This is a genomic window from Streptomyces nogalater (genome assembly GCF_039532885.1).
In the GTDB taxonomy this organism is placed as follows: Bacteria; Actinomycetota; Actinomycetes; order Streptomycetales; family Streptomycetaceae; genus Streptomyces; species Streptomyces nogalater.
Genome location: NZ_BAAASM010000048.1, coordinates 18,272 through 42,724, shown reverse-complemented (window position 1 = coordinate 42,724; position 24,453 = coordinate 18,272). Strand labels below are relative to the sequence as shown.

The following is a 24,453-nucleotide window of genomic DNA, read 5'->3' as shown; positions in this document are numbered from 1 at the left end:
ACTACGACGACCCGGCGGCACCGGAGCCGAACAGCATGGTGGTCGCCGCGTCCGCCGTGGTGACTGACGACGAAGGACGCATTCTCCTCCAGCGCCGGCGGGACAACGATCTCTGGGCTCTGCCAGGGGGCGGTATGGAGATGACCGACTCACTCCCGGGAACAGCCGTCCGCGAGGTGAAGGAGGAAACGGGTCTGGACGTGGAGATCACCGGGCTCGTGGGCACGTACACCGACCCTCGCCACATCATCGCCTACTCGGACGGTGAGGTGCGCAGGCAGTTCAACGTCTGCTTCACGGCCCGTGTGGTCGGGGGCCGGCTCGCAATCTCGGACGAGTCCACGGAGTTGCGGTTCGCCCGGCCGGAGGAGATCGATCAGCTGCCGATGCACCACACGCAGCGGCTGCGGATCCGTCACTTTCTAGAACACCGTGAGCGGCCCTACCTCGGCTGATCGCATTCGCGGAGCGGCTTTAGAAGTTCATCCGACGCTCCCTGCTGGTCTGCTTGGCGCATCACCTGCGGAACCCTGAGGCCAGTTCTCCAGGCTTGGGCATGGTGGTCCTGGCGTCACAGATCGACGTGGGTGACCTGTGACTGGTGTTCGCTACAACCGTCGCTTGGTCGTCGCCGGTCGCCGGTGAGCGGTCTCTGACGGCCCAGACGATGATCACTCGTGGGCTAACCGCTTCTGGTCGAGCGGGGCCCTGACTTGGTGGTTGTGGGGTGCCCTAACACCCCCAATCCGGCTGTCGGCAGGAGCGGCATGTCAAGGTGAGTGAGCATGTTCCCCCACTCGAAGCGGTAGTGAAGGACTACGATCTTCCTTCGCAGTGCGGGACACCTTGGGGGGTGGGGCGTGGACTTGCTCGATCTGCAAAAGTTGTCTGACCTGGACTTCGAAGGTCTCTGCAAAGACATACTTGAGCGCCTACTAGGCGTGAGGCTTGAGATATTCTCAAGCGGGCCGGATGGCGGCATCGACCTACGATATTATGCCCCGAATCGGACAATCGTCATCCAATGCAAGCACTGGATGAAAAGCGGGCGCGCAAAACTTATTGCACACCTGTTTGACAGTGAACTCCCCAAACTGGATCGCATGCGCCCAAGGCCAATGCGTTACATTTTGGTTACCTCGGCCGGATTGACGCCAGCCGCCAAGGAAAAGATCTTTGACGGATTTCGGCCCTATATTCAAAGCACCGGGGACATCTACGGGCTAGCCGAGATCACGTCGTTTCTGCAGAATAACCCCGAAGTTGTTCGCAAGAACATGAGGCTATGGCTTAATGATGCCACGATCCTTGAGGCTATGATCTCGAAGAATGTGATCCAGCGTTCGCTGCATCTCGCCGATGACATCAAAGAAACATTGCGCACGTACGTGCCGAGTGCTAATTTGCGCAAAGCAATGAACCTCGTGGAGAAGAATCACGTGGTTTTGGTGTCAGGGCCACCGGGTGTAGGCAAGACGACATTGGCCCAGGTGATTTGCGCTCACTACGCGGATCGCGGATTCGAAGTCGTCGAAGTATCTGAAAATGTGGAAGACGTTTTTCGGGTCTGGCATGACGGAGAACCGCAGATTTTCATCTACGACGATTTTCTTGGTCAGACGTCACTAGATGACAAGTTGCACAAAAATGAAGACAGTAGACTTTTGTCCTTGATTCGACGCATCCGCAAGGATTCGACTAAAAGGTTCGTTTGCACAACGCGCGAATACGTTCTCCAGCAGGCGCGGCAAAGGTACGAGCGCATGGATCGAGCGGATCTCGATCCCCTCACGTTCACGGTCGATATAGATGTTCTCGGGCGGGAAGAGCGGGCCCAGATACTTTACAATCATGTCTACTGGTCTGAATGGCCGACGTCCGCAAAGCGAAATTTCTCTCATCCGGACGTATATCGTCCGATCATTAGGCATCGCAACTTCAATCCAAGGGCTATCGCAGACCTCCTATCTGCACCATTCGAGCCCGACTTGGGGGAACCCGGTACTCAAGTCGTAGCAGCCCTTGACGACCCTATGGGGTTGTGGAGGCACGTGTTTGACCACCAGTTGAAAGAGAGCGACAGAGACGTCCTCCGTCTCCTCTTCACCTTCGGTGGCAAGGTTGATCTCTCAGTTCTAGGGAAAGCATATCTAGCATTTGCTAATCGTGGCTCGTCTCATTTCAAAGCCAGTTTGAGAATCCTGAATGGCACACTCGTCCGGCTATTTGATGAAGGCGCTCATAGTTACGTAGAATTCAGTAACCCTTCCGTGAACGACTTCATGCTGATGAAGTTTTCGGAAGAGAGTGACCTCATCGTTAGGGTGCTGAAGAACCCGTATTCCTTCGACCAAGTGGCGCTTCTCTGGTCCTACCATGACGCACCAGCGGACGCGGGGTTGCCCGCTCGATTGAACCTCACTCCTTTTCGGGCGGAAGTTGAGGAGGCCGCAATGGCGACATTGGATTGCCATGAGACGGCCACACACTCCAAGGCAGGCAGAGCTGCGATCTGCCTGAACATCGCAGGATCAATGCACGTACCGAGTGTTGAGAATTGGGCAGTGCGAAGGCTGAAGCAACCAGGGTTCGTTTACGGAGGGTCGACTGGCGACATCATCTCGCTGATTCGAATCACGGACGTATCCGCCAATCGCAGGATTAGGCAGCTTCACGATTCAGTGAGGCTGGAAGGGCTCACTTCTCTGTTCAACAGGGATCGCGGTGACCATGGCCTGTTCATAGCAGCTAGCCATGCGATGGATCTCGCGGAATTCGTGGACGACGGAATTAGGGAGGACCTGTGCGGGCAAGCCGATGAAATGTTTGAAGCGCTGCTGGAGCAGTACTCTCGTGACCCTGACGGCGTGGACCCGGAGATGATCGATAGCGGCCTTGACTACATACTACGATATGACGATCTATGGCAACATAAGTGGCCGAGTGCCGCGACCTTGCTGGAAAGTTGGCTCCCGGAAGAGGCAGAGAGTTTGGAAGGGAGTGAAGAAGAGTCTGATATAGATCCAGAATATATTGACGGCGATGCTTATCTCACTATGAATTCCCTCAGTTTCCTGGAGTGATGGGTCGATGGTGGTGTCTCCACCCGCCCCAACACGACGGCGTTCTGACCCACCGCTTGGCCGTCCTGTCTCTGCGCCTACTCGGTGGCCCCCGGTGGGCGACCAACCGGCGCCGCCGCGCTGTGCGCGGCATGCTGCATGTCAGATCGGACGCTGCGAGCCGGTGCCATCGTTCAGAGGGCTGACGGCAACGCTGACGGCAACCACGGCACTCGGAGACCGACGATCACGCGCGTCAGCGATCAGTCCGACAGGAGGCGGGGCCTCCGCCCAACACGCTGCCCGATCCTACGGATCAGAAGGTTGCAGGTTCGAATCCTGCCGAGTGCACAGCAAACCAGAGGCCCTGTGGAGTGATCCACAGGGCCTCTGGCTTTTGCTTCGAGTGCGCCCGCCGTGCCGTCGTCATCGTCAATCGAAGGCGGAGCGCTGGGAGTAGAGCCGTACGAAGGTGTATATGTCCATGGTCACGCGCATGGAGCTGTGACCGAGGGCTTCCATGATCGTGTGGGCATCCGCGCCCTGTTCGGGGAGCAGGGATGCGCAGGTGTGGAGGGCTGCGTGGAGGGCGGTGGCCATCGGGAGCCCGATGCCGAGTCGCCTCTTGGGCTGGACCGCTGTGATGGGTTCGCCGTGCTCGGCGTGGTGGGACGCGGCGATGGAGCGTGCTTCGGCGAGCAGCGGCTCAGGCACCTTGACCCCAGGCACAGGCACAGACACAGGTGAGGGCATGGGTGCCGTGGCGGTGGGCGGAGCGAGTGGAGCCGGAGCGGGAACCGGTTCGGGCGTGATGGCCGGGGACGAGATCGAGGCGGGCACCGGATCTGCGGAGGAGCAGGGGTTTCGGCCGGTTCGGTCTCGGCGGCCGGTGTCGGGGTGATCGCGTCGACAGTGGCCCCGTGGAAGGAGCGCAGGAGCTGGGGGCCGACCGCTCCCCAGCCGAGGAGCAGCAGGGGTGCCACGGCGTCCACGGCGGCGCGGCCGTAGTGCCCGGCGACGATGGGTTCGGCGATGTTGAGGGCCAGGGTCAGCAGGCCGGAGACGTGCATCAGCCGGGTGGCCGCCGTCATCTGCTCGGGCGGGACGCCGCGCAGGGAGAGATAGCGCAGGGCGACCAGGAGACCGACCACGGACAGGTCGACCATGGGAGCGATCAGGGGCGCGATGGAGGCGGGGACGCCCAGGCGCAGGGCCAGGGTCCATACGTTGCCGAAGGAGAAGACGAACGCGAGCGCGGCGATGATGCCCATGACCACGGTCACGGTGCGCTGAGTGATCCGGTCCTCTGTCATGTGTATTCACCTCCCGGGTCTGACGGTGAGCGGTCGGGGCCAGCGGATCACGCGGCAAGCGGCGGAATGGCGTCGTCGTCCGAGTCGTCCTTCATGAGGTCGATACCGGGGAGCTGGGCGGCGAGCAGGTCAGCCGGGGCAGCGGTGAGGTGAGCGGTCCGAGCGGCGATGCCGGCGGAATCGGCTTCGCTGACGTACGGCGTCCGCACGCGGGTGAAACCTTTCTGCCCCTGGGTCTTCATGACCGCGACGCCCACGTACGCCGGTTCCTGCAACACGGTCGGGTTGGCGTCGGGCCACAGCCTGATGTCGTCGCCGCGGGCGTTCTTAGCCGCCAGGGCAGCGAGCTGCTTCGACTCCTTGTCGGAACCCTTGTGATCGCGGACGAAGGTGTGCGCCTCATCCACGATCAGCACCACCCACGGCCAGTCTGCGGACGGTCCGCCGTGCCACATGTCCTTACGGCCAAGGACCGTCTTGATCACGGAGGACCGGGCACGCCGCAACCTGACCAGCTTCCGGAACAGGGCGTTGGCTTCCGTCAGGTCGCTTCCGGTGAAGGCGAACAACCCCCCCATGAGGTCGGCGTAGTCACCCTCGTGGGCACCCAACACCTTGCCGTCCGCCACTGCGAACTGCACCGCGGGGGAGGGCGCGAAGTCACAGATGAAGCGGTTGATCAGGGAGGTCTTGCCGAAGCCGGGAAGGCCGGCCACGGTCACGCCCGGCACTTCGGCCAGATTCACGCTCACCGGCTGGGCGTACTCGTCCACGCCGACGTCCCACACGGCCATGCTCGCGGGGACCTTGCCCGTCGGCGTGTGCTCGGTCTTGGTGATCAGCGGATCCACCCGCACGCCACGGATGAGGACCTGTCCGGGCTTGTCCTGAGAGACCGCTACCCGTGTGCACCGCCAGGCATCGGCGATGTAGGGCGCGGCCTTCTGGAACTCCTCCTGCCCTACCTTCGGCAGGAAACCGGCCCTGGCGACGACGCCGAACCGGTCCGGCTTGACCTTCGGCGCGGGCGTCAGCACCCGAGGCTTGGGCGGCTTGCGGCCCGTCTTGGACAGTGACTCCGGGCGAGTTGGGCGTGCTTCACCCGTTTGTTGTGCTCGTGGAGGTGGCTCGTACCTTCGTGGTCGTTTGTTGGAGGTCCAGGAGGTGCGGCCCTTGAACCGGTCTGCGGAAGCTGCCTCCGTATCGGACAACCATCACCGGACCAAACGCGCATTTGCGAGGCCCGGCTGATACCTCCATGCAGGCGACCGGCTGTCCACAGTGTGGGTGGTTTTATGGAAAGGGGAACCCGTCCGCCCCCGTCATCCTCTATGTCAATACTCTTTCCTGCCTTGTTTGCGATGCGTCAGGTGCTCGCTCAGATGTTGCTCAACTCTCGTGATCGCTGACCATGGACATGATGTGCTTCACCTCAAATGCCAACTGTCCTTCACTGAGTTGGCGGAACTGAGGGGGATTCATGCAGAGAAGATCCAGCGTGCTCGTAGGCGTCACTGGGCTGCTCCTGATGGCAACTGCCGTGCCGGCCTTCGCCGCCGATGAGCCCACGGCCGGGACCAGCCGTGTGGCACCGCCTGTGGTCACGGACGATGCGCCTGTCGAGCCGGGGAGTGTGACCGGCAATCCGAGTGCAGGAGCGGTGACCGGATCGGACGCCAGCGGAGCGCTTGAGGAAGACGCCCCGATTCCGGGCGAGACCGAAGAGGTCATCGAGACCACTGATCCCGTATTTCCGGGCAAGCCCGGCGACGAGCTGTTCCCTGACGGACTAGTCTGCGAGAGGGAACGATTTGTGCACGTCACCAACAACACGCAGAACACGATGTCGGTCAAGTACAAGACCTTCGTGAAGAACGACCTGTCCTACTCGGTCGACTTCAAGTTCACGTCCAAGAAGTCGGGCACGACGACCATGGGTGCGTCGGTCACCGTCAGCGGTGAGATCAAGGTGTTGTGGCTCGGCAAGCTGAAGGTCGACGTCAACGGCAACGTCAGTAAGAGTTGGACATCTGAGCTCGGCATCGAGACCGGCGGCAAGGTGAAGGCCCACTCAACGGTCAAGGGTGACTACGGCATCATGAAGGAGAACGTGTACGGCTACGTCGCGACGCAGTACAGCAACTGCAAAATCGGCGACAAGCAATACATGAACGTATGGGCTCCGTATCGCGAGGGTTGGCGCATCTACAGCTGAACCGCACACCGCGATAGAGCGCCTCATTGTGACCGTTGGTACCGGGGCGCGCCCACTTACCTCAAGGAGTCATCGCATGCGCCGACATGTTGCCGCGCCGGTCCTGCTGGTCTTTCTGGTCTCGGCGTGCGCCGCCGCTAACAATAACGACGTCGGTTCGCAGGCCCCGGCCTCTTCGCCGTCGAGCGCTACAGCGGCGAACCCCAGCAAGGCCCCCCGAGGTCCGCTGGCCCTACCGGAGAAGCCTGATTTCCTGCTTCCGGTGACCAATGGTACGGACAGCCGAACCTTGCCGGTGTTCACACCGACCGAGAAGGTCTACACCGTCCACGCCCTCTGTACGGGCAGGGGCACCATGACGATCCAGTACGGACCCAAGGATTCAGACCCTTCCGAGATCACGTGCGATGACCCGGTGACCATCGGCCGCGTCTATACCGCCCCCGGCGAAGAGAAACACTTGTCCGTAAAGGTCAACGGCACCGATGTGCACTGGTCCATGGCCATCCTGTCTGGCACTCATGCCATGTGATGACCGGAGACGGTACTGCTCCGGGTGACGGCAACGCTGACGGCAACGACGGCACACGGTCGCTGACGCTCACGAGCGTCAGCGACCAGCCCGGAAGGGAGCGGAACCATCGCCTAACAGCTGCCCGATCCTACGGATCTTGCGTTTCAGGGGCGTACAGCAGCGAAGTACAGCAACCCTCGCTGGCTCCGGCGTAGATCTCCGTCGTCATGGCGATCCGGGAGTGCCGCAGGATTCGTTGGGCGACCTTCGGGTGCACCTTCAGGGCGCCGAGGAGCGAGCTGCACGTGTGGCGGGTGTTGCGGAGCGGGATCACCCGGACGCCGGCGCGGCGGGCGCGCAGCGCCCGAAGGAGGAACTCGGGGAGTGGAAGGAAGTCGTCGGACTCCTCGGCCTTGGTCCCCCGGTGGAGGATCTGTCGCGACCCTGACCGGCGTCTACGAGAACACGAAGGGCCTGATCGTCCAGCTGGTCTTCCGCTGCGAAGCCGCCGACGACGTGCCCACCACCGGCGTGGAGACCCGCACACTGCGCTGGGTCACCCATGAAAAGGTCATCGAGCTTGCCGACGAGGCATACGCGATACGCGTGCTCGACGCACTCGACGCGCAGGTCGGGAGTCACCCTCTCATGCCCTGCTGAGTTGACCTCCCGTTCCCTGGTGGCCGTCGCACGGCTCGCCGGCGGGGGTCAGCAGTCCTTGAACGCGGCTGCCCGGCTGGTGACCGGATACCGGGCTTCGCCCCGGAAGCGGTCGCACGAGTCTGTACGACGAGCCGCGGCCCCCGGGAAAAGCCGGGACCCGGCCGTTGTCAGACCCGGCCCTTACGCTCACAAGTGATGGCACGGGTCTGGAAATGCACGGGGCTGCGCTGGTCGCCGGACGGTCCGGTGCTGGTGTGGGACGGTGGGCGGCGCAGCGCGCTGTCCTGGGGGAAGCGGATCGCCTTCGCCGTGCCGGAGGGGGGTGTGCGGGCATGTGCGGGAGCGCGGGGGAACGACTGTCCGGTGTGGGCCGTCGTGCCGGGACGGAGTACGGGCGGCCGGTGCGAGGAGTGCGCGCGGCTGGAGCGGGCGCACTCGGTGGCCGCCGACACGATCGCGGACGACCCCCGGCCGTACCGGGTCTACCTGGCCTGGTTCGGGCCGGGAAGGGTGAAGGCCGGCATCACCGCCGTAGAACGGGGGCCGGCCCGGCTGCTCGAACAGGGCGCCGTCTGTTTCAGCTGGCTCGGCACCGGGCCGTTGATGGCCGCGCGGCGCGCCGAGGAGCTGCTGCGGGCCGCGCTGGGCGTGCCGGACCGGGTGCCGTACACCGACAAGCGGGCGGTGCGGTCGGCGCTGCCGGGCACGGAGGCGGAGCGTGCCGCCGAGGTGCGGGAGCTGCACGCGCGGGCTGTCGCGCTCCCCGGCTGGCCGGAGTCGCTACGGCCCGAACCCTGCCGTGTCGTGGACCATGTGGGGGCGTTCGGGCTCGCGGGAGCCCCGGAGGCGTTCGGTGAGGTGCTGGAACTGGTGCCGGGCGGGGCCGTGCGCGGAGAGCTGGTCGCGGCTGCCGGGCCCGATCTCCACCTGGCCGTCGGCGGGCGCGGGGCCGTCGTCCTGGACACCCGGCTGATGACGGGATGGGAGCTGGTGCCGGTCGAGCCGGCGGTGGACGGATGCGCCTTCCCCGTCCGGGAGTTCGGCAGGGAACCGGACGGGTTGTTCTGACCGGGAAGGCACCTCCGGTATCCAACTCCCGGACGCCCGGGCGTTTCTCAGAGAAATCACAGACTCTGGAAAGCCTCTTCTCAGAGCGCCCCGACAGGGTGGCCGTCATGACCACGACCTCGCCCCGGGGGCGCACCGAACTGCTGAGGCCGGACGGGAGCCCCGTCCGGGTGCTTGTGGTGGACGACGAGCTGTCGATCACCGAACTGCTGAGCATGGCCCTGCGTTACGAGGGCTGGCAGATCAGGAGCGCGGGGGACGGACAGGGCGCCATCCAGGCGGCCCGCGAGTTCCGGCCCGACGCCGTCGTGCTCGACATGATGCTGCCGGACATGGACGGCCTGTCCGTGCTCGGGCGGCTGCGGCGCGAGCTGCCGGACGTGCCCGTGCTGTTCCTGACGGCGAAGGACGCGCTGGAGGACCGTATCGCCGGGCTCACCGCCGGCGGCGACGACTACGTCACCAAGCCGTTCAGCCTGGAGGAGGTCGTCGCCCGGCTGCGCGGGCTGATCCGCCGGTCGGGCGCCGCCGACCGGCGGTCCGACTCCGTGCTCGTCGTGGGCGACCTGACCCTGGACGAGGACAGTCACGAGGTCTGCCGGGGCGGTGAGTCCATCCACCTCACCGCCACCGAGTTCGAGCTGCTGCGCTTCCTCATGCGCAACCCCCGGCGGGTGCTCAGCAAGGCGCAGATCCTGGACCGCGTGTGGTCCTACGACTTCGGCGGCCAGGCCAATGTCGTGGAGCTGTACATCTCCTACCTGCGGCGGAAGATCGACGCCGGTCGCGAGCCGATGATCCACACGCGGCGGGGGGCCGGTTATCTGATCAAGCCCGGCGTGTCGTGAGCGGGCGGCGCCGCCCGGGTCCACGACCGCGCCGCCCGGGTCCGCTACGGCGTCGGCCGGGTTCGCTATGGCGCTGGCCGGGTTCGCTACGGCGCCTGGCGGCTCAGCCGCGTACCCTGCGGACGCGGCTCGTCGTCGCCTCCGTGACGCTGATCGCGGTGGTGTGCGCGGTGATCGGGACGGTGACCACGCTGGCGCTGCGCTCACATCTGTACGGCCAACTGGACCGGCAGCTCGGTGAGGCGTCCGCGCGTGCGGCCGGTGGTTTCGCGGAGCCGCCGGACGGGCCGAGGAAGAACATCGTCCCGCCGGACCGGCAGAGCGCCCAGCCGGACGGCCGCGGCCTTCCGAAGCAGACGGACCTCACCGAGTTCGTCACCCGGGGCCCGCAGCCCAGCGGCACCATCGCCGCGAAGGTGGAGAAGGGCGTCGTCACGGACGCCAAGGCCGGTTTCAAGTCCAGGGACGACAACAACGTCCCGCAGCTGGACGCCAAGTCGTTGACCGCGGCGCAGGTCGAGGCGCTGACTGCCGTCACCAAGGACGGCGAGACGCACAGCGCCACGATTCCCGGGCTGGGCGACTACCGCGTGCGGTACGTGGACGGCAACAACGGCACCTACTACGTCGCCGTCCCCACCACCGAGGTCGACGGCACCATCAGCACCCTGATCCTCGTCGAGATCAGCGTCACCGCCGCCGGGCTCGTCGCCGCCGCCATCGCCGGCTATGTGCTCGTCGGCGTCGCCACCCGGCCCCTGCGCAGGGTCGCCGCCACCGCCACCCGGGTCTCCGAACTGCCGCTGCACACCGGCGAGGTGAACCTCAGCGAACGGGTCCCGGAGGCGGAGTGCGACCCGCATACGGAGGTCGGCCGGGTCGGCGCCGCGCTCAACCGGATGCTCGACCACGTCCACGGCGCCCTGCACGCCCGGCAGCGGAGCGAGACACGGGTACGCCGGTTCGTGGCCGACGCCAGCCATGAGCTGCGCACCCCGCTCGCCTCCATCCGCGGGTACGCCGAACTCACCCGGCGCGGTCGCGAGGAGGTCGGGCCCGACACCCGGCACGCCCTCGGGCGGATCGAGTCCGAGGCCGGGCGGATGACCCTGCTCGTGGAGGACCTGCTGCTGCTCGCCCGGCTGGACGCGGGCCGCCCGCTCCGGTGGGAGCACACCGATCTGGTTCCGCTGGTCGTCGACACGGTCAGCGACTCCCGCGCGGCCGGGCCCGGCCACACCTGGCGGCTCGACCTGCCCGACGTGCCGGCGCTGGTCTCGGCGGACCCGGACCGGATCCAGCAGGTGCTGGTCAACCTGCTGGGCAACGCCCGCAAGCACACCCCGCCCGGTACGACCGTCACCGCGCGCGTGCGCCGGCGCGGGCCGTGGGTGTGCGTGGACGTGGCGGACGACGGGCCGGGGATCCCGGCCCGGCTGCTGCCGCACGTCTTCGAGCGGTTCGCCCGGGGGGACTCCGCGCGCTCCCGCGCGACCGGGTCCACGGGTCTCGGGCTCGCCATCGTGCAGGCCGTGGCCGCCGCGCACGGGGGCACCGTGACCGTGGACAGCGTGCCCGGCCGCACCGTGTTCACCCTGCACCTCCCGGCCCTCACCACCCCGGCCGCCGCCTGCCACGCACCGGAAGCGTGTCGGCCTTCCGCCGCCGGCCAGGTGACGGAAACCCGTCGGCCGTCCGCAGCCGGTCACGTGCCGTAGGCCTGTCTGCCTTCCGCCGCCGGCCCGTCACGGGAGGCCTGTCTGCCTTCCGCCGCCGTCCACGTGCCGGGGGTCCGTCGGTCCTCCGCAGCCGGCCCGTCACCGGAAGCCCGACGTTCCTCCGCCGCCGCCCCGTCGCCGGCAGCGTGTCGGCCCCCGGCAGTCCCCCGGCCGTCCCAGCCGAATGCGTGCCGGTAACCCACCCGAAACCCCACTCACAGCCGCAGCACAGTGCCACCACATGGCTGCGACAGGGGACCTGAGGAGAGTCGGTGCCATGCGAACCGACTCTTCTCCCGGCGCCCTGCCGGCGCGGGAGCACCTCCCGGCCGGAGACGCCGGTACGCCTGTCCTGGACGTAGTGATCCCCGTCTACAACGAGGAGAAGGACCTCCCGCCGTGCGTGCGCCGGCTGCACGAGCACCTCGCGCGCACCTTCCCGTACGCGTTCCGCATCACCATCGCGGACAACGCCTCCACGGACACCACCCCCCTGGTGGCGGCACGGCTGGCGGCCGAGATTCCCGAGGTGGGCACCGTACGGATGGAGCAGAAGGGCCGGGGACGGGCGCTGCGGACCGTGTGGTCGGCCTCCGACGCCCCGGTCCTCGCCTACATGGACGTCGACCTGTCCACCGACCTCAACGCCCTGCTGCCGCTGGTGGCGCCGCTGATCTCCGGCCACTCGGACCTGGCGATCGGCTCCCGGCTGGCCCGCGCCTCCCGGGTCGTACGCGGCCCCAAGCGGGAGTTCGTCAGCCGGGCCTACAACCTGATCCTGCGCGGCTCGCTCCAGGCCCGCTTCTCGGACGCGCAGTGCGGGTTCAAGGCGATCCGCCGGGACGTGGCCCAGGCGCTGCTGCCGCTGGTGGAGGACACCGGCTGGTTCTTCGACACCGAACTGCTGGTGCTCGCCGAACGGGCGGGCCTGCGCATCCACGAGGTGCCGGTCGACTGGGTCGACGACCCCGACTCCACCGTGCACATCGTCAGGACGGCCGCCGACGACCTCAAGGGCGTGTGGCGGGTCGGCAAGGCCCTGGCCACCGGTTCGCTGCCGCTGGACCGGCTGGCCCGGCCCTTCGGTGACGACCCGCGCGACCGCGAGCTGACCGACGTGCCGCACGGCCTGGCCCGTCAGCTCGTCGGCTTCTGCGTGGTCGGCGGCCTGTCCACCCTCTTCTACCTGGTGCTGTACAGCGCCTTCCGGCAGGCCGTCGGCCCCCAGACCGCCAACGCGCTCGCGCTGCTGGTCTCCGCCGTGGCCAACACGGCCGCCAACCGCCGGCTCACCTTCGGGGTGCGGGGCCGGGGCGGCGCGGTCCGGCACCAGGCGCAGGGCCTGGTCGTCTTCGGCATCGGTCTCGCCCTGACCAGCGGCTCGCTCGCCGCGCTGAACGCGGCCGGCGACAGCCCGGCGCACTCCACCGAACTGGCGGTGCTCGTCGCCGCGAACCTCGCCGCGACCGTGCTGCGGTTCCTGCTCTTCCGCGCCTGGGTCTTCCCGGACGGGGCGGGGACCGGCCCGGTCACCTCGGCCGCCACGGGACCGGATGGGTCCGCCCCCGCCCCCGCCCCGTCCCCGTACGCGTGGCCGCACCAGACCACCACCAGCCACCGCGCCACCGACGCCACCGCCCACCTCCACGCCACCGACGCCACGGCCGCCTCCGCCCACCTCCACGCCACCGACGCCACCACCCGCCTCCGCCCCGCCGAGGCCGCGGACGCCACCTCGCGGCCGGAGCCGATGCACCCGGAGCCGATGCACCCGCAGCCGGCGTGCCCGCAGCCGGTGCGCCCGCACTACACCGACCCGGGGGACACCCGATGACCACCCATGACGCCCCGCCGGCGACCGCGCCCGGCGCCACGACCGTACGGGAGCCGGCCGCCGGGCCGCGGCAGCCCTTGGTACGACGGCTGTGGCGCGGCCGGCCCGAGGACCCCCGCTGGGCGCGCCCGGCCCTGCTGGTCCTGCTGGCCGCCACCCTCCTCCTCTACCTGTACGGCCTCGGCTCCTCCGGCTACGCCAACTCCTTCTACTCGGCGGCCGTCCAGGCGGGCAGCGTGTCCTGGAAGGCGTTCTTCTTCGGCTCGCTGGACGCGGGCAACGCCATCACCGTCGACAAGCCGCCGGCCGCGCTGTGGCCGATGGCGCTGTCCGTGCGCCTCTTCGGCCTGAACTCCTGGGCGATCCTGGCGCCCGAGGTGCTCATGGGCGTGGCGACCGTCGCCGTCGTCTGCGCGGCCGTACACCGCCGGTTCAGCCCGGTGGCCGGTCTGGTCGCGGGGACGGTGCTGGCGCTCACCCCGGTCGCGGCGCTGATGTTCCGGTTCAACAACCCCGACGCGCTGCTGGCCCTGCTGATGTCGGCGGCCTGCTACCTGATCATCCGCGCCCTGGAGGACGGCCGTACGAAGTGGCTGGTGTGGGCCGGCACCGCGGTCGGTTTCGCGTTCCTCGCCAAGACGCTCCAGGCGTTCCTGATCCTGCCGGCGCTGGCGGTCGTCTACGCCGTGTGCGCCCCGGTGCCGCCGCGGAAGCGTGTCGCCCAGCTGGCCGCGGCGACGCTCGCGCTGGTCGTCTCGGGCGGCTGGTGGGTCGCGGTCGTCGAGCTGTGGCCGGCCTCCTCCCGTCCGTACATCGGCGGCTCGCAGCACGACAGCTTCCTGGAGCTGACCTTCGGCTACAACGGCCTCGGCCGGCTGAACGGCGAGGAGACCGGCAGCGTCGGCGGCGGGGGCGGCCCGGGCGGGGGCGGCAGGTGGGGCGAGACCGGCTGGGACCGGATGTTCAACGCCGAGATCGGCGGCCAGATCTCCTGGCTGCTGCCCACCGCGCTGATCCTGCTCGCCGCCGGCCTGGTGGCCACGCGGAGGGCCCGCCGGACCTCGGTCACCCGCGCCTCGTTCCTGGTCTGGGGCGGCTCGCTGCTGACGACCATGGTGGTGTTCAGCTACATGGCGGGCATCTTCCACCAGTACTACACCGTGGCCCTGGCCCCCTACCTCGCGGCCGTGACCGGCATGGGCGCCGGGCTGCTGTGGGAGCGGCGGCGCGCGGGGTGGGCGGCCGTCACGCTCGCCGCGTCCCTCGTCGCGGCGGCGGCCTGGGGCTACGTCCTGCTCCACCGCACCCCCGACTACCTGCCCTGGCTGCGGTGGCTGGTCCTGGTCGGCGGGCTGGCCGCGGCGCTCGGCCTGGTCTTCGCCGGCCGGCTGCCCCGGCGGCTCGCCCGCGCGACGGCGGCCGTGGGTCTCGTGGCCGCGCTGGCCGGACCGGCCGCGTACACCCTCAGCACCGTCCGGCAGGGCCACACCGGTTCGATCGTCACGGCCGGTCCGGCGGGCGCGAGCATGATGGGCGGCCGGGGCGGCGGACCCGGCGTCGGCCGCACAGGGGAGGGCCCGCCCGGACAGGCACAGCCGAACCAACAGGGCCGGCAGGGCGGACCCGATGGCCAGGGCAACGGTTTCCCGGGCGGCGGCGGCTTCCCCGGCGGCACGCCGGGCCGGACCCCGCAGAACGGCAACGGCCGGACCCCGCAGAACGGCACCCCCCAGAACGGCACCCCCCAGAACGGCAACGGCTTCCCCGGTGGCGGCCGGGTCCGTGAGGGCGGCATGGGCGGTGCCGGCGGCCTGCTGAACGGCGCGAGCGTGCCGGCCGGGGCCAGGAAGCTGCTGGAGAAGGACGCCGGTGACTACACCTGGGTGGCCGCCTCCATCGGTTCGCAGAACGCGGCGAGCTACCAGTTGGCCACGGGCGAGGCGGTGATGGCGATCGGCGGCTTCAACGGCACCGACCCGTCACCGACGCTCGCCGAGTTCAAGAAGTACGTCGAGGACGGCAGGATCCACTACTTCATCGCGGGCGGCGGCATGGGCGGCGGCATGGGCGGCGACAGCGGCACCGCCTCCCGGATCAGCTCCTGGGTGCAAAACACGTTCACGAAGGTGACGGTGGGCTCGGCGACGTTCTACGACCTGACGCGGAAGGCGGGCGCCTGAGACCCGGCGCCTGAGACCCGGCGCCTGAGACCGGGCAACCGAGCCCGGCGATGCAGTCCGGGAGCGGACCAGAAGCCGACCGGAAAATATGTTGTACACCGTATAGCACCGCTATACGGTGTACGGCATGTCCACACCCCAAGGCCACCCCCAACGCTGGCTGATTCTCGGCGTCATCTGTCTCGCGCAGCTCACCGTGCTGCTCGACAACACCGTCCTGAACGTGGCCATCCCCTCGCTCACCCGCGAGCTGCACGCGACGACCTCCGACATCCAGTGGATGATCAACGCGTACTCGCTGGTCCAGTCCGGCCTGCTGCTCACCGCGGGCAGCGCCGCCGACCGCTACGGCCGCAAGAAGATGCTGATCACCGGCCTGGTCCTGTTCGGAGCCGGGTCGCTGGTGGCCGGCCTCGCCGACAGCACCGGCCAGCTGATCGCCGCGCGGGCCGGCATGGGCATCGGCGGCGCGCTGCTGATGACCACCACACTGGCCGTGGCGATGCAGATCTTCGCGCCCGGGGAGCAGGCGAAGGCGATCGGCATCTGGAGCGCGGTCAACGCGCTCGGGTTCGCCGGCGGCCCGCTGATCGGCGGTTTCGTGCTCGACCACTTCTGGTGGGGCGCGATCTTCCTGATCAACCTGCCGGTCGCGGCGCTGGCCGTGGTCGCGGTGGTGATCCTCGTCCCCGAGTCCAAGAACCCGCGCGGTGACCGGCCGGACCTGATCGGGGCGGTGCTGTCCACCATCGGCATGGCCTCGCTCGTCTACGCCATCATCTCCGGGCCCGGCCACGGCTGGACGTCGGCGCGGGTGCTGGTCACGGCGGCCGTCGCGGTGCTGGTGCTGGGCGCCTTCGCCTGGTGGGAGAGCCGGATCGACGACCCGATGCTCGACATCCACTTCTTCCGGGACCGGCGGTTCACGGGCGCGGTCGCCGGGGCCGTGCTCATCGTGTTCGGCATGGGCGGCGCGCTGTTCCTGCTGACCCAGCACCTCCAGTTCGTCCTCGGCTACGAGCCGCTGGAGGCCGGTCTGCGGACCGCTCCGCTGGCGCTGACCGTCGTGGCGCTCAACTTCAGCGGGCTGTCCGCGAAGTGGTCGGCGCGGCTGGGCACGCCGGCGTCGATCGCGCTGGGGATGGTGTGCATGTCCGCGGGCCTGGTGTCGATCGCGGAGGTGGACTCCGGCGGCTACGCGGGCACGCTCGTCGGGTTGCTGCTGATCGGCGCGGGCTGCGCGGTGGCCAACCCGGCGATGGCGCACGCCATCATGAGCGCCATCCCTCCGGAGAAGGCGGGGGTGGGCGCCGGGATCAACGGGACGCTGGCCGAATTCGGCAACGGTCTCGGGGTGGCCGTCCTCGGCGCCGTGCTCAGCTCTTCCGTGGCCTCGGGGGAGTCGTTGTCCGCGGGGCTGGGCACGGGGCAGTTGGTGGGCGCCGTCGCCGTGCTGGTCGGGGGATTCGTGGCGGCCGGGCTCTTGCGGCGGGCGGAGCGGGTGTCCGCCTGACAGCGCGGCGCTGACCTGCACGTCGGCGCGGCCCCGCGCCCCCGTGAGGCGGCCGCGGTCCTAGCATCTTGGCAAGCGATCCGAGTTCGAGAGAGGTGCGCCGGTGGCGAAGGCGGCAGGTCGGTCGGCGCGGGACAGTGTCTGGCGGGAGCGCGCGGTCCGGCGCGGGGGACGCGGCGGGCAGCCCTCCGGGCTGGACCGGGAGCGGATCACCGAGGCGTCGGTGCGCCTGCTGGACGCCGAGGGGCTCGCCAAGTTCTCCATGCGCCGGCTGGCCGCCGAGCTGAACGTCACCGCGATGTCCCTGTACTGGTACGTCGACACCAAGGACGACCTGCTGGAACTCGCCCTGGACGCGGTCTACGCCGAGCTGCGGCTGCCCGACCCGGACGACACCGGCGAGGACTGGCGGGAGCAGCTGCGGGGGCTGGCCACCGCCTACCGGCAGCTGCTGGTCCGCCACCCCTGGCTGTCGCCGCTGGCCGGGCGCTACCTCAACATCGGCCCGAAGTCGCTCGCGTTCGTCCGGGTGATCCAGCAGGTCGTGCGCCGGGCGGGGCTGCCCGCGCACGGGGTGACCGGGGCGATCTCGGCCGTCTTCCAGTTCGTGTACGGCTACGGCACGATCGAGAGCCACTTCCTCAGCCGGATCGCGGACACCGGGCTGTCCCCGGAGGAGTACTTCGAGCAGTCCATGTCCCTGGTGGACGAGGTCCCCGGCACCGCCGAAGTGATCAGGGAGTCGAAGAACCTGATGAAGGCGCGCGGCGGTGACACGGTGGCCGAGATGCTGGACCGCGACTTCACCTTCGCGCTGGACCTGCTGATCGCCGGCATCGAGGCGATGGTCGCCCGGGGCTGACCCGCCGCCCTGTGCCGACCACCGCGCCGTACCGACCACCGCCCGGGCCGGCTACCCCTCCTCGACCAGCCGCGCCGGGAACCCGCCGGTCGCCACCGGCCCCCACCGCTCGGGGGTCACCCGGATGATGGACTTGCCCTGCCTGATCATGGCCTGCCGGTACTCGTCCCAGTCGGGGTGCTCGCCGGCGATGTTGCGGTAGTACTCGACCAGGGGCTCGACGGAGTCCGGGGCGTCGAGGACCTCCGCCGTGCCGTCGATCTGCACCCAGGGGCCGTTCCAGTCGTCGCTGAGGACGACCAGGCCGACCCGCGGATCGCGCTTGGCGTTGCGGGTCTTGGCCCGCTCCGGGTAGGTGGACACCACGATCCGCCCGGAGTCGTCCACCCCGCAGGTCAGCGGGGATGCCTGCGGGGAGCCGTCGGCCCGGCGGGTGATCAGCAGGGCACGGTGCCGGGGGCGTACGAAGTCCAGCAACTCGTTCAGCGGTACACGGGTGGTGGTAGCGATGTTCGGTGCCATGGGGGCAGCCTAGGGGCAGCGGGTGCCCCGGTGGCTGACCCCGCTGTGCCTACGCCTGGGGGAGCGAGTCGCCCTGCACGGCCTGGATGTCCAGCTCCACCTTCAGGGTGGTGCCGATGGCGGCGATGCCCGCCTGGAGGACCTGGTTGTAGTTCATCGCGAAGTCCTCGCGGCGCAGTTCGGCGGTGGCCCGGAACGCGGCACGGGTGCCGCCCCAGGGGTCGGCGCCGGTGCCCAGGTAGGCCAGGTCCAGGTCCACCGGTCGTACGACACCGTGCAGGGACAGTTCGCCGTGCACCGTCCAGCGGTCGGAGCCGGCCTGGGTCAGGCCCGTCGAACGGTAGGTGATCTCCGGGTGCCGCTCGACGTCCAGGAAGTCCGCGGAGCGCAGGTGCGTGTCGCGCATGCCGTTGCCGGTGTCGACGGAGGCCGCCCGGATCACCGCCTCCACCCGGGACTTGGCGATGTCGTCGGGGGCGATCTCGATCGTGCCGCCGAACTCCGTGAACCGGCCGTGCACGCTGGAGATGCCCAGGTGCTGGGCGACCGCGGCGACGGAGGAGTGCGCCGGGTCGATGGTCCAGGGGCCGGGCGGCGGCAGCTCGGTGCCGCCCTGCCGGGCCAGCGTGACCGTGCCGACCTCGGCCCGGCCGCTCGCGGTGACGATCGCCGAGGAGGCCGCGGGCGCGTAGCCGACGGCCGTGACGATCACGGTGTACGCCCCCGGCGCCAGCTCGGTGGCGTCCCGTACGGCGCCCTCGTGATCCGCCTCGGCGCGCAGTACCTGCGTACCGGTCATGTCGGTCACCGTGACGACCGCGTGCGACACGGCCCACCCGTCCCGCGTACGGATCTTCGCGGTCAGTCCCATCCCGTTTCTCCCTGAAAAAGGCTCAAAAATTGCTCGTATGAGACCGGCCCGCGGCGGGCGCGCCCTCCGCTCAGGGCGCGCGCCGCCACGGGCCGGGGTGTGCCTACTCGCCGGGGTGGGCGAGTTCGATGTCGTGGCCGTCCACGCCGGGGCCGGCCACGGTCAGCGCGGTGGCCACCGGCGGGTAGCCGGTCGCGATGACGGTGTACTCGCCGCCGTCCAGGTCGGTGAAGGCGTACGCGCCGTCCGACCCGGTGGTGGCGGTGCCGACCACGTTGCCCGCCTGGTCGACCAGGGTGACCCGGGCGTCGGCCAGCGGGCCGTGCGGGGCCCGGACGACACCCTGGAGCCGGGCGCCGGCGTCCAGGTCGACCTCGATCCGGGTGACGCCGGTGGCGCCGACCTCGACCGGCAGGGCCCGCGGCCGGTATCCGCTCGCGTTGACCGCGACGGTCACCGTGCCGGGCACCAGGTCGGTGAGGGCGAAGTCGCCCTGCTCCCCGGTGGCGGCGGTGGCCAGCAGGTCACCACGCACATCGGTGACGATCACCATCGCGTCCTTGACCGGCAGCGCGCTCCCGGCGGCCCGGACCACACCGGTCAGCCCGCTGGTGCCGCTGAGCAGGATGTCGTACGACACCGGCTCCTCGCCCACCACGATGGTGGAGGCCTGCGGCTGGTAGCCGTCGGCGGAGGCGATCAGGACGTAGCTGCCGGTGCCCGGGGCGTCGAGCGCGTAGGAACCGTCGGCCTGGGCGACCGAGCGGCCCAGCTGGCGGCCGGACAGCGAGATCAGGGTGACCGCGGCCTGCGGGACCGGGGCGCTCTCGGCGTCGCGGACGAAGCCGTGCACCGGGGTGCCGCCGTGGCCGGTGCCGGGTTCGGCGACCGTGGCGACGGCCGCCATGGGCCGGGTGACGGCGGCGGTGCCGTCGGACGCGGCCGGGGTGGCCTGGGCGACCGCGGCCGGGACCGGGGCCTGGGCCGGGGCCGAAGCGGCCTCGGCGGCGGCCGGGGCGGCCTGGGCCGGGGTGTCGCCGTCGGCGGACTGCGCGAGCGCGCCCTTGGTCTTCAGCGGGACCTCCTTGATGAACAGCGTGATCAGGAAGGCGACGGCGGCGAGGCAGCCGGCGATGAAGAAGACGTCGGCGATGCCGTGGCCGTAGGCGCTCTCCATCAGCGTCCGGATGGGCGCCGGGAGCTTGTCCATGTCCGGGATGCTGTCGGTCGAGCCGGAGCCGCCGGCCAGCGCGGCCTGGGACTTGGGGTCCAGCGCGGCGACGCCGTCCTGGACGTAGTGGGTGATCCGGCGGGACATCACGGCACCGAGCGCGGAGACGCCGACCGCACCGCCGAGGGAGCGGAAGAAGGTGACCGTGGAGCTGGCCGAGCCGAGGTCGGAGGGCGCCACCTGGTTCTGCGTGGCGAGCACCAGGTTCTGCATCATCATGCCGATGCCGAGACCCAGCAGGGCCATGAAGACGGCCATCTTCCAGTAGTCCGTGTCGTACCGGATGCCGCCGAGCAGCATCAGCCCGGCCGTTACCAGCACGCCACCGCTGACCAGCCACGCCTTCCAGCGGCCGGTGCGGGTGATGAACTGACCCGAGACGGTCGAGGAGATGAACAGACCGCCGATCATCGGGATCGTCATGACGCCCGACATGGTCGGGGACTTGTCGCGGGCCAGCTGGAAGTACTGGCTGAAGAACACGGTGCCGGAGAACATCGCGATACCGACGAACAGCGAGGCGAGCGAGGCCAGCGTGATCGTGCGGTTCCGGAACAGGCGCAGCGGGATGATCGGCTCGCTCGCCTTGGACTCCGCGAGCACGAACAGCGCGCCGAGGACGATCGAACCGCCGACCATCGCGTAGGTCTGCCAGGACAGCCAGTCGTACTTGTCACCGGCGAAGGTGACCCAGACCAGCAGCAGGGAGACGGCGGCGGCGATCAGGGTGGCGCCGCCCCAGTCGACCTTGACCTGGCGCTTGACCACGGGCAGGTGCAGGGTCTTCTGCAGCACGATCAGCGCGATGATCGCGAAGGGGACGCCGACGTAGAAGCACCAGCGCCAGCCCAGCCAGGAGGTGTCGGTGATGACACCGCCGAGCAGCGGGCCGCCGACGGTGGCCACGGCGAAGGTGGCGCCGAGGTAGCCGGAGTACCGGCCGCGCTCGCGCGGGGAGATCATCGCCGCCATGACGATCTGCGCCAGGGCGGACAGACCGCCGACGCCGATGCCCTGGAACACCCGGAAGGTGATGAGCATGCCGGGGTTCTGCGACAGGCCGGCCGCCATGGAGGCGACCACGTAGATGACGAGGGCTATCTGGACGAGAGCCTTCTTGCTGTACAGGTCGGCGAGCTTGCCCCACAGGGGAGTGGCCGCGGTCATCGACAGCAGGGCGGCCGTGACCACCCAGGTGTAGGCGGACTGGCCGCCACCGAGGTCCCCGATGATCTCCGGCAGGGCGTTGGAGACGATCGTGGACGACAGGATCGCCACGAACATGCCGAGCAGCAGCCCGGACAGGGCCTCCATGATCTGCCGGTGCGTCATCGGGGCGTCGCCTTGGCCTCCCCCGTGCTTGGCGTGAGCCCGCACACCGGCTGGTGTGGTCGTTGCCATGGGCTTCCTTTACTTACGTGCTTGCGGGTGTACGGGTGGTCTCTTCGACTACGGGGGCGGGGAGCCGGACCGGGGCGGACCGGCAGTCGCCGAACGAGTCGCGCAGGCGCGTCATCAGCCGGATCAGCTGACCGACCTCGTCGTCGGTCCAGTCCGCCAGCCGCTCGGCGAGCAGATGCGTGGTCCGCCGGGACAGCTCGTCGAGCTGCTCCAGACCCTCCGGGGTCAGGCGCAGGATGCGCGACCGTTTGTCCGCGGGGTCCGGAAGCCGTTCGATCCAGCCGCGTGCCGCCACGTGCGCGACATGCCGGCTGGTGACCGACATGTCCACGGCGAGCAGTTCCGCGAGCTTGCTCATGCGCATGTCGCCGTGGCGGCCGAGCAGGGTCAGCACGGCGGCCGAGCCTGCCGGGCAGTCGGGCGGCAGGATCCGCCCCATGTCCCGTTTCACGGCTCCGACGGCACTGAGCTGACGCGCCAGCTCTTCAAACTGCGCCCGCTCGGCCATCCCACCTCCCGTATTCGTTGCTTGGGGCAACCATAAGACTGTTTGGTTGCTGAAGGCAAACAATCATGGGGGTGAGCGCGCAAAAACTTGGCAAAGGCAAGTATTGCGAACGTAAATGTGCAGGTGAGTGCGGGTGGGGTGCCCCCGTCTGTCCCGAAGGCCCCGCACTTGGGCCGGTCACCTGGATTCGCTAGGGTCTCGGGGCATGGCTAACACCCAGGGCCCCCAGGGCAATTACGACCCCGCAGGCAGCACCCAGATGTTCCGCGCCTTCGTCGACGAGGCGCCGCAGGGGCGGCGGCAGCAGGCGGCCCCCTCCGGCCCCCGGGTCGGTCTGATCGTCGGCGTCATCGTGGCGCTCGTCGTGGTGGCCGGCGTCGCCTGGCTGGCGCTGAAGTAGGCGCCGGACCACAAAGGCCCGGCCCCACTCGACCGAGACCTCACGCTCCCGAACGCCGCCGAGCCCGAACGCACCGCCGGATCACGCGAGTTACGGAGGCGAGGGTCACCTCTGGGGATCGCGTCACTCGGCCTGCCGTGCGGGACGGCCGAGGCATGCGGGGTGGCCGGGGGCGGCGGTGCCGTCGTGCGGCCACCGCGCTCGCGTGACCGGCCGGAACCTCCGTGCCCGCCGTCGAGCCGTTCGCGTGCGGGACCTCCCCTCCGCTCGCCCCGCCCGCCATGGGACCGTCCGGCGTCACCGGCTCCGCCGCCACGGCCGTCGGTCCTGCCCGTACGCGGCCACCACCGAGCCCGGGACGACGACGGCCGCCGGCGCCGCCGTGACGGCGCCCCTGCGGCCGCGTGTCCCTGCCGTGCCTTTCGTGTGCGGGTACCCCGGCAGGGCGCACTCGCACACGGTGGCTGACGGAACGTCGGGTGAGAGTGTGGCGGCAGACCTCAGTCCGAGATCAGGCCCTCGCGCAGCTGGGCCAGCGTCCGGGTCAGCAGCCGGGAGACGTGCATCTGGGAGATGCCGACCTCCTCGCCGATCTGCGACTGCGTCATGTTGGCGAAGAAGCGCAGCATGATGATCCGGCGCTCCCGGGGCGGGAGTTTGGCCAGCAGGGGCTTGAGGGACTCGCGGTACTCCACGCCCTCCAGCGCCGTGTCCTCGTAGCCGAGCCGGTCGGCCAGGGAGCCCTCGCCGCCGTCGTCCTCGGGGGCCGGGGAGTCGAGGGAGGAGGCGGTGTAGGCGTTGCCGACCGCGAGGCCGTCGACCACGTCCTCCTCGGAGACGCCGAGCACGGCGGCCAGTTCGGTGACCGTGGGCGAGCGGTCCAGCTTCTGGGACAGCTCGTCGCTGGCCTTGGTCAGGGCCAGGCGCAGCTCCTGGAGCCGGCGCGGCACCCGCACGGACCACGAGGTGTCCCGGAAGAACCGCTTGATCTCGCCGACCACGGTGGGCATCGCGAACGTCGGGAACTCCACGCCCCGCTCGCAGTCGAACCGGTCGATCGCCTTGATCAGGCCGATGGTGCCGACCTGGACGATGTCCTCCATCGGCTCGTTGCGGGAGCGGAAGCGGGCCGCCGCGTACCGGACCAGCGGGAGGTTCAGCTCGATCAGGGTGTCCCGGACGTACGCCCGCTCGGGGCTGTCCTGCTCCAGCGCGGCCAGGCGCAGGAACAGCGACCGGGACAGGGTGCGGGTGTCGAGGTTCGCCGCGGCCTGCGGGGCCGGGAGCGTCTCGGCGGCCGGGTCGACGGCCTGGGCCGGGACGGTGTCGAGGGCCGGCACGGTGTCGAGGGCCGGCACGGCATCGAGGGCCGTGACGCCCTCGAAGCCGTCGAGGACGTCGAGAGCGTCGAGCTCCTTGGGCGCTGCCTCGCACTTCGTCGGCGTCAGCACCTTCGAGCTGCCCTGGTCTGCGGACATGCCACCCCCTTTGGGTCGCGGGACGGTCGCGGCGGCGCCGTCTACGAGCAACGCAGCCTTCACCTGAATACCGGAGCCGGAGCCACGGCAAACGCGCTTCCCGCAGAATGTCACATGTCGGCAACGCGCTGTACCGACATGTCGACATGCGAGCGGCGAATCGGCCCTGGAGAGAAGGGGTCTGACGGCTTTTCGGGTCGAGTCTGTCGGCATCCGCCCTGGTGAGCGATTCGCTCCTGCCGGTTACCGATC

General features: G+C 69.2%; 19 protein-coding genes and 3 pseudogenes. 13 read left to right on the top strand and 9 right to left on the bottom strand.

Translation table 11 applies throughout. The annotated features are described in order from the left end of the window. Positions 1-455: NUDIX domain-containing protein (locus ABD350_RS28530; protein WP_344351517.1), on the top strand; the 455-nt coding region annotated here is incomplete at its 5' end. Positions 456-860: 405 nt separating this feature from the next. Continuing rightward, complete coding sequence (locus ABD350_RS28525) at positions 861-3,083, top strand: nSTAND3 domain-containing NTPase (protein WP_344351516.1); 2,223 nt, start codon at positions 861-863, stop codon at positions 3,081-3,083. A 411-nt stretch (positions 3,084-3,494) separates the two neighbouring features. Here the strand turns inward: ABD350_RS28525 and ABD350_RS28520 are convergent, their stop codons facing one another. The 3 genes and pseudogenes from ABD350_RS28520 to ABD350_RS28510 all read right to left on the bottom strand — a co-directional run bounded on the left by ABD350_RS28520 (position 3,495) and on the right by ABD350_RS28510 (position 5,412). After that, positions 3,495-3,776: a site-specific integrase gene (locus ABD350_RS28520; protein WP_344351520.1), complete on the bottom strand. Its 282-nt coding sequence runs from the start codon at positions 3,774-3,776 to the stop codon at positions 3,495-3,497. 350 nt (positions 3,777-4,126) lie between these two features. Continuing rightward, positions 4,127-4,333, bottom strand: a pseudogene (locus tag ABD350_RS28515) (DUF2637 domain-containing protein); the annotation flags it as partial. An 89-nt stretch (positions 4,334-4,422) separates the two neighbouring features. Then, the gene (locus tag ABD350_RS28510) at positions 4,423-5,412 is read right to left on the bottom strand and encodes a cell division protein FtsK (protein WP_344351515.1); all 990 of its coding nucleotides are present in this window, start codon (positions 5,410-5,412) and stop codon (positions 4,423-4,425) included. A gap of 491 nt (positions 5,413-5,903) precedes the next feature. Between ABD350_RS28510 and ABD350_RS28505 the strand changes: the two genes are divergently transcribed. Continuing rightward, entirely contained in the window at positions 5,904-6,590 is a 687-nt protein-coding gene (locus ABD350_RS28505; protein WP_344351514.1) for a hypothetical protein, read from the top strand. Positions 6,591-6,666: 76 nt separating this feature from the next. Then, complete coding sequence (locus ABD350_RS28500; RefSeq protein WP_344351513.1) at positions 6,667-7,122, top strand: hypothetical protein; 456 nt, start codon at positions 6,667-6,669, stop codon at positions 7,120-7,122. Between the two features lie 130 nt (positions 7,123-7,252). Here the strand turns inward: ABD350_RS28500 and ABD350_RS28495 are convergent. Further along, positions 7,253-7,471 (bottom strand): annotated as a pseudogene (locus tag ABD350_RS28495) (hypothetical protein); the annotation flags it as partial. A gap of 71 nt (positions 7,472-7,542) precedes the next feature. Between ABD350_RS28495 and ABD350_RS28490 the strand changes: the two are divergent. The 8 genes and pseudogenes from ABD350_RS28490 to ABD350_RS28455 all read left to right on the top strand — a co-directional run. Next, a pseudogene (locus tag ABD350_RS28490) lies at positions 7,543-7,764 on the top strand (NUDIX hydrolase); the annotation flags it as partial. A 198-nt stretch (positions 7,765-7,962) separates the two neighbouring features. Continuing rightward, positions 7,963-8,835, top strand: coding sequence for a DUF2797 domain-containing protein (locus ABD350_RS28485; protein ID WP_344351512.1), 873 nt, complete (start codon positions 7,963-7,965; stop codon positions 8,833-8,835). Between the two features lie 107 nt (positions 8,836-8,942). Next, complete coding sequence (locus ABD350_RS28480; protein ID WP_344351511.1) at positions 8,943-9,683, top strand: response regulator transcription factor; 741 nt, start codon at positions 8,943-8,945, stop codon at positions 9,681-9,683. Positions 9,684-9,778: 95 nt separating this feature from the next. Continuing rightward, a complete protein-coding gene (locus tag ABD350_RS28475; protein ID WP_382467000.1) occupies positions 9,779-11,401 on the top strand; it encodes an ATP-binding protein in 1,623 nt (540 codons plus the stop codon). 277 nt (positions 11,402-11,678) lie between these two features. Continuing rightward, entirely contained in the window at positions 11,679-13,235 is a 1,557-nt protein-coding gene (locus ABD350_RS28470) for a bifunctional glycosyltransferase family 2/GtrA family protein (protein ID WP_344351509.1), read from the top strand. After that, positions 13,232-15,415: a glycosyltransferase family 39 protein gene (locus tag ABD350_RS28465; RefSeq protein WP_344351508.1), complete on the top strand. Its 2,184-nt coding sequence runs from the start codon at positions 13,232-13,234 to the stop codon at positions 15,413-15,415. Before ABD350_RS28470 ends, ABD350_RS28465 begins: the two co-directional genes overlap by 4 nt. A 127-nt stretch (positions 15,416-15,542) precedes the next feature. Beyond that, positions 15,543-16,928: an MFS transporter gene (locus ABD350_RS28460; protein WP_344351507.1), complete on the top strand. Its 1,386-nt coding sequence runs from the start codon at positions 15,543-15,545 to the stop codon at positions 16,926-16,928. Positions 16,929-17,031: 103 nt separating this feature from the next. Continuing rightward, the gene (locus ABD350_RS28455) at positions 17,032-17,790 is read left to right on the top strand and encodes a TetR/AcrR family transcriptional regulator (RefSeq protein ID WP_344351506.1); all 759 of its coding nucleotides are present in this window, start codon (positions 17,032-17,034) and stop codon (positions 17,788-17,790) included. A 51-nt stretch (positions 17,791-17,841) separates the two neighbouring features. On the opposite strand, the gene ABD350_RS28450 is transcribed toward ABD350_RS28455, so the two are convergent. From ABD350_RS28450 to ABD350_RS28435, 4 genes are all read right to left on the bottom strand, one after another. Next, positions 17,842-18,312: a PPOX class F420-dependent oxidoreductase gene (locus tag ABD350_RS28450; RefSeq protein ID WP_344351505.1), complete on the bottom strand. Its 471-nt coding sequence runs from the start codon at positions 18,310-18,312 to the stop codon at positions 17,842-17,844. Positions 18,313-18,361: 49 nt separating this feature from the next. Beyond that, entirely contained in the window at positions 18,362-19,183 is an 822-nt protein-coding gene (locus tag ABD350_RS28445) for a YceI family protein (protein WP_344351504.1), read from the bottom strand. Between the two features lie 103 nt (positions 19,184-19,286). Further along, complete coding sequence (locus tag ABD350_RS28440; RefSeq protein WP_465270423.1) at positions 19,287-21,746, bottom strand: MFS transporter; 2,460 nt, start codon at positions 21,744-21,746, stop codon at positions 19,287-19,289. 82 nt (positions 21,747-21,828) lie between these two features. Next, a complete protein-coding gene (locus ABD350_RS28435) occupies positions 21,829-22,323 on the bottom strand; it encodes a MarR family winged helix-turn-helix transcriptional regulator (protein WP_030618503.1) in 495 nt (164 codons plus the stop codon). Positions 22,324-22,528: 205 nt separating this feature from the next. On the opposite strand from ABD350_RS28435, the gene ABD350_RS28430 reads away from it, so the two are divergent. Further along, positions 22,529-22,723 (top strand): hypothetical protein, encoded by a 195-nt coding sequence (locus ABD350_RS28430; RefSeq protein WP_344351502.1) that lies wholly within the window; start codon positions 22,529-22,531, stop codon positions 22,721-22,723. 500 nt (positions 22,724-23,223) lie between these two features. Here ABD350_RS28430 and ABD350_RS28425 read toward each other — a convergent pair whose 3' ends face one another. Next, positions 23,224-24,201 carry an RNA polymerase sigma factor SigF gene (locus ABD350_RS28425; protein WP_344351501.1) on the bottom strand — a complete coding sequence of 326 codons (978 nt, stop codon included), beginning with the start codon at positions 24,199-24,201 and terminating at the stop codon, positions 23,224-23,226. Positions 24,202-24,453: the final 252 nt, after the last annotated feature.